This is a genomic window from Haladaptatus sp. HS23 (genome assembly GCF_056892285.1).
Genome location: NZ_JBXGLH010000006.1, coordinates 331,326 through 338,518, shown reverse-complemented (window position 1 = coordinate 338,518; position 7,193 = coordinate 331,326). Strand labels below are relative to the sequence as shown.

Below are 7,193 nucleotides of genomic sequence, written 5' to 3'. Positions count from 1 at the left end.
CCATTCTCCTCATCAGCAAGTGGATCGTCCACTAACTCATACAATGCCGTCTTCGCGTGAATGTTCTCGAGGTAACCTGCAGCAGCGAGAATCCCTAAGCGATTGTGGATGTGTTGGCGTGAGAAACCCGTTTCATCGACAATGTACGATTGGGTTGCGCGTCCTTCCCGAAGGAGTTCGAGAATTTCTTTGTCGACATCTGTGAGCGAGACCATGCTACTGGGTTTGTATAGGAGCATGTAAAACAGCCCTATTCCGAACTACTAGTACTTTACGGACACAACAGTCGTATCCGTAATACACACTAGACCACTGTGTCCGTAAAGTATTTATCTAGAGATCTAGATCTCATAGTGAACACGATGATTGAACAAAAGTCGAAATCGGATGAAAAAACCAGCTCAAACTGGTTTCAGAATTTTAAACACGACTCACCACAGAGCGATCGCTCTTGGAAATCCGCACTCACCAAGGCGTATGAGGTTCTCTCCACGCAATCCGTTCGAAAGAGCGTGGAGACCATCGCCCTCTTGTCGGTGTTTTCGGTGCCGGCTGCAGCACAAGCGACCAACGAAGCAAGCGACGTGATGTGCTCGTCCGGCCTCGGTCCTGTGATTACACTCGCGTTCGGGATGATCACACTGGGAATGATTCTCCTTTCAGCGTTCCGCGGAGCGATCGCCGTTAACAAGATGGGGAGTGCTCGCTCGGACAAAAAGAAGGAGGGCCGCGAGGCGCTCAAAGGTGCGATTATCACGTTCCTTGGCGCCTGGTTCTTCCCGCTGTTCGCGGTCGTCATCGACAAAGCCGGTGTGAGCACGCTGTCGTGCGTGAATTTCGCGAACATCATGTGAGCCACATGGCTCATCCTTTTGACTATGATACAGAATCGTAACACTAGGTGGCTGTCGGTGCTTTGTCTCGTCGCGATAGTTGCACTACTCACTACTCCCGTCGCTGCACAACAAGTCGCAGCGAACAACTCGACAACATCCCAGCATCACTGGATCGGGGGCCCAGCAGCCGAGCAAACATCGCCCCCGGACAGCGCGACGACGACAACGACGAATGGTACTAACTCTACGAGCGGCGGGGACAGTGGCACCGGTGGGAATGCTAGTGACGGTGGTGGCCTTCTCGATGGAATTGGCGGCGGCGGTGGGCTGGTTCCATCGATTAACCCGGTCGACATGGCGAGAGGACAGCTCAAAGCGATCGCCGGGATTTTCCTCGGCATTGGGAAGGGAATTGCGAATATGGTCCGTGACAGCGTTGCAGCGATTCCTGCACCCGGACAGCCCGATGACCCGAGTACGTGGATCAATCCGCAAAATGGGCTGTGGCCCGGTGTGTATACCGCTGCTCAGTGGACGTCCGGACTTGGTGCGGTCGTTCTCATGGCCGGGTTCGGCATGTCCTTCTACCGATCGGACCCCTACGAGAAGCGCCAAGCTTGGAAGCGTGTGGGCATTGCATTTTTCATGCTGGCGACGACCTGGATCATTCCCCCACTCATCCTCCACTTGGCGAACGAAACAGCGATGTCCATCGCACCCGGCGGTGCCGAGTTCATTCAGACGAACTCAAAGCTCGCCAAGCTCGGTGTTGGGATCGGCTTCGGTGCCGCTCTCGGCATTCTCCAAACAGGGACGGTTGTCGTTGGGATTCTCGTCCTCGGGCTTGAGCGCGCGCTCATTTACTTGAGCGTGTTTCTATGGCCGCTTGCCTGGGCGTGTCGGTGCTTCTCCGGGTTCCTGAAGAGCATCGGTGACACGTTCGTCTACCTCTTCGGCGTCGTGATTGTCACGAAGCTCTTCCAAGCGCTTGTCCTCATGCTCCTCTCAAAGCTCCCGTGGACGTCGTCGGCACTCGGTGCGCTGGAAACATTCGCACTCGTTGTCGGGGGGCTCGGTTTTGCACTGCTCATCCTTCCAAAACAGATGCTCGCGCATGCGAATGACGCGGCATCGGTCGCGCTTGGGACGTCTGCGTCGAACCAGCGGAAGGCGGGCGAATACGTCGACAAGGCTGGCGAGCGCGTCGGTCACGAAGTCCACGAGAAAGTCCAGGACTATCGCAGCGACAATTCGAGTTGGGAGCAGTCGGAGAATTCGACGTTTAGCGCTGGCTCGTCGGCGGATGATGAGACGGTGAACTACCACTCGGTCGATAATGCACTGAATGCCGACGGCGGCATCGACGCTCAGGCCGCCCGCGAAGAACAGGAACGCGCTGATTATGAACTGAACCGTGGTCGCAACATCCTCCAGAAATACGATTAGAAAATCATGAAGGACGATACCACAATCGAACCGTTCGAACTGGCAGAAGACGACGGATACCACCGGATCACGCTTGAACAGACCGGGATCGGAAAGTCCCGGTTGCTGGCCGAGAACCTGGCCCGGTGGTATGCAGAACAGTACGACGACTAACCCCCGTTTTGGTTCACGCCACCATCCCGGTGCAAGGCTGGGAGACGGGCCTCAACAATGACAGAGCATTCAAGCGAGCGACGTCAGAACGAGTCCGCCGATGAGATTCTTCCTGACATGCGCCTTTCGGTACTTGGGACTGTGCTGTCTCTCATAGGGGCCTTGCTCGTCGTCATTCCTGTCCTCTCCGTGCTCCCTGTGTGTCCGCTTTCGTTGACGAAAGAGACATCTCGGCTCTCAGGGTGCGCACTCGGAGGCACGCCTATCTTCACCAATTTCCGCCCAATATTGGCCTCGGAGTGGTTTGTGGTTGGGATCTGTCTCGTCATTCTAGGCTTCGGTCTCAGGTTCAGCCGTCGAAGTAGATCTCACGAGAGGTTTCCGACCCGTTTCGGTTCACGCCGCCATCCCATTGCAAGGCTGGGAGACGGGCCTTACCTATGACAACCAACGAAGACGCACCGAAAGACCCGACACAGCTCGTCCCGCCCTACGTCGACTCCAGTCTCGACTTTCACGGGTTCAACGTGAACGATATGCTCTACAGTGCCCCGGGTGCCGGTCTGATGGGCATTAGTGGCCTCGCTGCCCTGTTCGGCGCCCCACTTGTCCCCTCTGCAGTGGGCGCCAGTGTCGGCGCTCTGGGTGGGCTTGGCGCCTTTGGGCTTGCGATCTCTTCCGACGAGTACACCACGGGGCTGGACCGAATCAAGGGGCCGCTCGCCCAGCTGAAGGCCAGCCGTCGCCTGCCCAAGACGGGCGACGAAGCAGCGACTGTCCACGGGGTGAAGCGAATCCACGCCGACGGCACCGCCGAAATGGAAGATAGCCGTCTCGTCGCGATGGCTCGCATTTCGGGCCGAAATACGGCGATGCAGAAAGAGAGCGAGGCACGGGAAATGATTGGCCGGGTTCGGACCGAACTCGACCAGCACGTGAGCGATTTCAGTTTCCGCCTGTTCAGCTCAGCCCTGGAAATCGACCCCCGCGATGTCACCGACAAGTACCGCGCAAAGCTCTACTCTTCGGAGTACGCCGGTGAGGAGTGGAAACTAGCGCGCGAGCTATTGCGGAGCGTCATTCAGTGGACCGAGAACACCGATTTCCCACGCTTCGACGCTCGGGAATGGCAGCACTATCTCGTCGTCGAGGTCCGTCCGGATGAAGTCGCCATGTCGGATATGACCGATGACGGTGAGATTCGCTCGTTGCTGTTCGGTGGCGACGATGAACAGTGGGAGGCAAAGCGCCGGCGGATGCAGCGGGAAGTGAAAACGCGCCTGTCTCGTCTTTGTCGGGCGTTCGGGAGTACCGACGGGTGTGAGACGACCCACGTCGGTCCCGCCGAGCATGCGCTTCTCTTGGGCCGCTACTGGAGCGGTACGGAACACTCGTTCGACACCGAGCGGGTGACGAAAGATATCGATGCGGCGGTATGGCCCCATACCGCCGAGAAGGGCGACAGCCCGCGTCCAGAAGCCGTGGACGAAACCGACGCGCCACGGACGGGCGTCGCGGATGTCGCGACGGTCGAAGCGACAACCGATGGCGGCACCGTCTCGCAACCCGTCGCAACGAGTACGCATGCGGATGATAACGCCGACGGAGACACGTCGTTCCTCGCGCAGGTTCGTGAAGGCTTGCTCGCCCCGCTCGCGGGCGGTGGCGACGACGGCGCCGGTTTGGCTCAGGACCGCGTTCAGGAGCTGCTCGCGCCACAGACGTTCGACGCTCGCGACGGCTATGTTCGGACGGGACAACAGTACTGTCGGACCTACTGGATTGCTGATTGGCCGGTCGAGCCCCGAGAGAAGTTCCTCGAGCAGATCTACACTATGCGAGGTGTGGACGTAGACGTCTGTCTGGACGTTCGCGAGCGAGACAAACGCATGACAGAGCTAGAATTGAAGGACACGATCGGGGAGATCGACGCGAATATCGACGAGCGCAAAGACGTGAGCGACGTCTCGGCGATTCTCGTCGAAGACGACCTCGATCCGTACGTGAAGATGTACAAGCTCCTCCACCACACACAGGCCCAGCCATGGGATCTGAGTGGCTACGTCACCGTACGAGCAGGAACGCGCCAAGCGCTCGACAAAGCCGAGAAGCGAATCGAGGAGGGGCTGGCAAGCGAAGACGACCTCACGTTGGATATCGCGAAACACCGGGCGCTCGAAGACGATTGCGACACGGTGCGAGACACACTCGAAAGCGCACCCGCTCACCTGACAGTACTGGCCCCAGAACAGCGCCAGGCTGAACTATTCGAATCCTGTTCGCCGAACGGCCGGGACAAGTTCGCGGATGTCTCAACACGCGAGCGCTATTCGCTTACGTTGTCGGGAACGATCGCGGCGGCCTTCCCACCGGTATCTGCCTACATCGACCAGGAAGACGGCGTCGAGCAAGGGCGCAACGTCCAGAACGGCAGCGAAATCATCAAGGATCAATTCTCGGTCGCGCCCGGCCATCGGTTGACGATCGGGAACTCCGGCAGCGGGAAATCCTACCACGTCGGCAAGCAAGCGACCCGCTGGTACCTTGCTGGCGAGGACCGCACGCTCATTCTGTGTGATACGATGGGCGAGTTCGGGAGTCTTATCGAACTCCTGAACGGCCAGCACATCACCGTGGATGGTTCACAGACCATCAACCCGCTTCATATTGAGGAAACGCCAGAAGCAGCGCTGGCAGCATCAGGGAACCTGGACCCGTACGATATGAAGTTCACTGAGGCGCGCAACTTCATCCTCGATATGATCGGCGACGAAGCCGGCGAGTTTGCGCCGCTCGTCTCCGATGCCCTGAACGCCACCTACGAGGAGGCGGGTGTGCTGAAAGAGGACGTCACGACACACAAAGCCGAGAACAGTCCGACGATGGCCGACTTCCGGGAGACTGTCAACGATATGGGCGAGAATCCGGGCGACTACGTCGACTCGGAGTTGGAGAAGGCACAGATCCATGAGAATGCCGGGCCGCTCCTCCGCCGTCTCAGTGGCTTCAAACAGGGCGGCGAACACGACGCACTCGTCGGGGAATCCGAGGCGCACATTCGTCCGGGCGAAGTGTCGTACCTGGATCTCCAACAAATCCAGGGCCTCGGCGCCGCGGCAGACAAGGCGACCATGCTCCAGTTGATGCTCGGGCAGGTCTACCAGGCGGTGAAGCGAGCGCCGAGTAAGACGCTGTTCGTGATCGACGAAGCGCACTACCTCTTCCAATCGAAGGAAATCCTGGCGTGGCTCCAACAGTCGGCCCGTCACTGGCGGCACTTCAACGCCGGACTGTGGTTCCTCTCGCACCGGCCAAGCGACTTCGCGAGCGCCGACGACAAGGACATGCAAGAGTCTAAGCGCGCCATTCTCGGTCAGGTTCCGACGACTGAGTTCTTCTACACGGACAAGCTGGAGGAAGACGACGCGAAGCAGCGCTTCGGGATGAATGACGAGCAACTGAACTTCATCACTTCGCAAGCGAAACGCGGGGAAGACGGCCTGGGGTACACGGACTATCTCGTCGATTATGCGGACGTCGAAGGGTGGATGCACGCCCAGGAACGGGCCTCTCCATTTGAGGACGCTATCTATAGCTACAAAGCGAGTGAGGACGGGCCGTTTCGACAGTACATTGAGGATGAATGGGGTGAGATCTGATGGGTCTGTTCGGCAGTGACGAGACGCTAGGGAGCTATACTGCGACCCAGCTCGGTGAAACCTACACCCAAACCGTGGACGAGACGCCGGGTGTGTTGCTCGGGATTCAGCCCTACAAAGACAATCAGGGAATCATCGACGGTGCAGCGATGCTTCAGTCACTCCACGATGTTCGAACGAAGGGGCTCCGAGACAAGAACGTCAGCCAACACCACTCCTTCGAACTGTGGTTTGACGAGGAGAAGCTAAAATTCTACATGCATGCCGCCGACGAGAGTGCCGCAAACAAGTTCCGGCGACGAGTCGCGAACAGCTACTCAAATACGCAGGTTTTTCGGGTAGAAGGTGGCGACGCATTTCCACAGATCAACGCTGACGACTACGTAGCTGGCGCAGAGCTCGATTTGAACCGTCACTACTACTACCCGATTCGTAACCACCAGGGCGACGGCTTCGAGCGCGACCCGTATGGTGAAGTGACGAGTGAAATGCTCTCGACGCCGGAAACACGCGTTGTTGTGCAAGTAGTCTTCCGCCCCGCGAAAAACGATTGGACAGAAGGCGACGGTGGGCTCCTATCCCGAGGTGAGAGCGTGGACGACGTCGCCGAAGGGCTTCGATCGGACCGAGTCGTTGGGTGGCTAAATCCCCGCACTCGTGACGCCAGCAAGAAGGACCGCGAAGCGGCGGACGTCGTCGAAATGCAGCGCGGACAGTACGGTTTTCATACGAATATGCGGATTCTCGCCGTCTCACCAGACCCATATGAAGCCGAATCACGAGCACGAGGCGTCGCGGGGATGTTCACCCGCTACTACAACACGATGACTGAGCAGGGATTTACTGACGAGCCCATACCGGCCAGCGACCGAGGAGCGTTCATCGAGAAACTCCATGCTCGGGAGTGGGAAGACCGCGAGATGATTCTCTCGGTGAGCGAACTCGCCGGTGCTGCCCATATCCCGAACAAGGAGATCGAGACGCCGAAAATTGATTGGCGCTACTCCCAACGCGGTGGGGAAGTGCCGGCCGACAGTCAGCGAGAAGAGTAACAGCGGCGACTTTCCCCCGTTTCCCGGACGGTTCACGCCGTCACGTC

6 protein-coding genes are annotated in these 7,193 nt (G+C 58.5%); 5 read left to right on the top strand and 1 reads right to left on the bottom strand.

Annotation, left to right across the window (positions count from 1 at the left end; translation table 11 throughout):
* Positions 1–215: helix-turn-helix transcriptional regulator (locus AC1XDK_RS18100; protein WP_483351358.1), on the bottom strand; the 215-nt coding region annotated here is incomplete at its 3' end.
* Between the two features lie 147 nt (positions 216–362).
* On the opposite strand from AC1XDK_RS18100, the gene AC1XDK_RS18095 reads away from it, so the two are divergent.
* From AC1XDK_RS18095 to AC1XDK_RS18075, 5 genes are all read left to right on the top strand, one after another.
* A complete protein-coding gene (locus AC1XDK_RS18095; protein WP_483351357.1) occupies positions 363–854 on the top strand; it encodes a hypothetical protein in 492 nt (163 codons plus the stop codon).
* 57 nt (positions 855–911) lie between these two features.
* Positions 912–2,282: a TrbL/VirB6 family protein gene (locus AC1XDK_RS18090; protein WP_483351356.1), complete on the top strand. Its 1,371-nt coding sequence runs from the start codon at positions 912–914 to the stop codon at positions 2,280–2,282.
* 6 nt (positions 2,283–2,288) lie between these two features.
* Positions 2,289–2,435: a hypothetical protein gene (locus tag AC1XDK_RS18085; RefSeq protein WP_483351355.1), complete on the top strand. Its 147-nt coding sequence runs from the start codon at positions 2,289–2,291 to the stop codon at positions 2,433–2,435.
* A 440-nt stretch (positions 2,436–2,875) separates the two neighbouring features.
* Positions 2,876–6,094, top strand: a complete 3,219-nt coding sequence (locus AC1XDK_RS18080) for a VirB4 family type IV secretion system protein (RefSeq protein WP_483351354.1) — start codon at positions 2,876–2,878, stop codon at positions 6,092–6,094.
* Positions 6,094–7,146 (top strand): DUF8128 domain-containing protein, encoded by a 1,053-nt coding sequence (locus AC1XDK_RS18075; RefSeq protein ID WP_483351353.1) that lies wholly within the window; start codon positions 6,094–6,096, stop codon positions 7,144–7,146. Before AC1XDK_RS18080 ends, AC1XDK_RS18075 begins: the two co-directional genes overlap by 1 nt.
* Positions 7,147–7,193 lie beyond the last annotated feature (47 nt).